At 72.5% G+C, this 255-nt stretch carries 1 protein-coding gene; it reads left to right on the forward strand.

Going from position 1 to position 255, the window contains the following annotated elements:
* Positions 1-255: CurL C-terminal domain-containing protein (locus KYY02_RS33845; RefSeq protein WP_371244944.1), on the forward strand; the 255-nt coding region annotated here is incomplete at both ends.

A 255-nucleotide genomic window follows, 5' to 3' on the forward strand; every position in this document is an offset into this window, starting at 1 on the left:
TCCCGAGCGAGGAGTACCGCCCGGTCCCGGTGGACGGTGTGGTGCCGTGGGTGTTGTCGGGACGGAACGCGGAGGCGTTGCGGGACCAGGCGGTTCGGCTGCGGGAGTATGTCGAGGGCGCGCCGGGCGTCGGTGTGCTGGACATCGGATACTCGCTGGCGACGACCCGGTCGGCGTTCGCCCACCGTGCGGTGGTGGTGGGTGAGGACCGTGCGGTGCTGCTGGACGGGCTGACCGCGCTGGCCGAGGGACGGT

Origin of the sequence: Streptomyces pimonensis, from assembly GCF_041380215.1 — a bacterium.
Classification (GTDB): Bacteria; Actinomycetota; Actinomycetes; order Streptomycetales; family Streptomycetaceae; genus Streptomyces; species Streptomyces pimonensis.